Source organism: Paenibacillus sp. OT2-17 (assembly GCF_009827695.1).
Lineage (GTDB): Bacteria > Bacillota > Bacilli > Paenibacillales > Paenibacillaceae > Paenibacillus > Paenibacillus polymyxa_B.
In genome coordinates this window covers 1-1,729 of record NZ_WUDQ01000687.1, presented here as the reverse complement: position 1 = coordinate 1,729, position 1,729 = coordinate 1, and the positions used below count along the sequence as shown (strand labels likewise).

At 46.4% G+C, this 1,729-nt stretch carries 2 protein-coding genes; both read right to left on the bottom strand.

Annotated elements, in window-relative coordinates:
* Positions 1-68: 68 nt before the first annotated feature.
* Positions 69-608 (bottom strand): GrpB family protein, encoded by a 540-nt coding sequence (locus tag GRP75_RS26130; RefSeq protein ID WP_160790791.1) that lies wholly within the window; start codon positions 606-608, stop codon positions 69-71.
* Between the two features lie 90 nt (positions 609-698).
* Positions 699-1,729 (bottom strand): methyltransferase (locus tag GRP75_RS26125; protein ID WP_160790790.1); only part of this gene is annotated, 1,031 nt, incomplete at its 5' end.

Sequence of the window (1,729 nt, the reverse complement as noted above, 5' to 3'; positions counted from 1 at the left end):
AACCATTCGGCGTTACCTGTGCATCAAGCATCATATTCTTCATCATTCCTCCACCTTGTCCATGCGTACTAAGAATTCATCTGTCCCTGCCTATATCTTTCAAGCTTCGCTCGCTCAACCACCTGCCGAATGAATGGTCCTTTGGCTTCGGTATACGCTGCACGGTCATATTTGAATTGGCACGCCAAATCTTTTTTTAAAGTATCATACGCTCGCAGGCTATCAGGATGCGCTTTTAAGTAATCTCTGAACAATAGATGGTTTTCCCAATGCTCACCTTTATACTTGTAAATATGCAAGTGATGAGTCCCAGCTCCCCATTCTCCACGGCGAAAGAAAGCTCTCTCTGGAAAATCAGGCTTCTGTACATATTCATATTGAAACCCTTGTAGACGCTCTCGATGTTCGGATTGAAGACTTGCCAACTCTTCTACTCCAACCATAATATCAATAATAGGCTTGGCTCCCAGATTAGGAACGGACGTACTACCGATATGCTCTATGCCGACACATACATCTTTGAGAGCCTCTACAATTTTCCTTTGCTCTCGCATATACTCTTCAGCCCACTGCGGGTCATACCCGGATATTTCCACCTGCGAGGACATACATGAACACACCTCCACTAGCTTTCTAAAAAATGCCTTCCAATCGTGCTTGGCACAAATCAGAAGGCATTCTCTTGTTCAAATTAAAAATCATTCAGCAATTCCAGCCCTATTATTCGGCTTCTCAATCACGATCAGACAGGTACTGTCTGGCAAAGGAACCCGCTGGCCCTGCTCATCCATGAACTCAACACGGCTGGACAGCGCCTCGGCATAGCCCTCCTGTAAATAATGGCGGCTCACCCGGATAATCGCTTGTGATCCAAGTGTGTTACGGATACACTCTTCATACTGTGATGGGGTAAAATAACCAAACTGCTCCTGCACTTCATGCACATAGGCTTCCGCCCCCCATGTATAGGTATATAGAAATTCCATCGCATCGTTCACTGGCAAAACAGCCTCATGCTCACCCACACGCTCTATTTCAATGTGGCGTCCCGCAAAATCTTGCGCATACCGCATCAGCCATTCCATTCCATCCGGCTCCAAGAATCGAATTCGTCTGCGCTGTTCTACTGGTTCGGTCATAATACCGTCACGAATGATGATACGCCCGCCGGGTGCAAGCACACGATAGGCACTCTGCAAAGCAGCCTCCACCGTTTGTGGATTGAACCGAATTCCATCTCGTTCGATGTAGGAATAGAGCTCGTGAAGAATCGAAGAGAAGATGACCGTGTCCATGCTCCCCGTTTCCACATATTCCTCCAACCGAAGCGCATCTCCTTTGATGACATCCCAACGATGGCGCTCCAATTGCTTTTTACGTTTAAGTGCCTCAATGACATTCACAGAAATATCAAGACCTAATGGCTTCGCATCTGGTCTTTCCTGTTCGATCAGATCCAGCAGCACGCCCCCGCCGGGTCCAATATCCAGTATGCGGGTTCCCGTCACGTAATCCAAAATGACCCTTTTGTAATCTACGGTCTGGTTCATATCTGTAAGATACGTTTCCTCATTGTGAAAGCGATCATAAGCATCACGCCGTAATCCGAACAGATCGAACAGCAGCAGGACTGCTTTGTCATACAGAGGCGTTTTTTCTGCTTCAATACAAAAATCGATTAGTTTCTCAGCCGCAGATGAAAATACAAAATTAAAAAATACAGTACTCG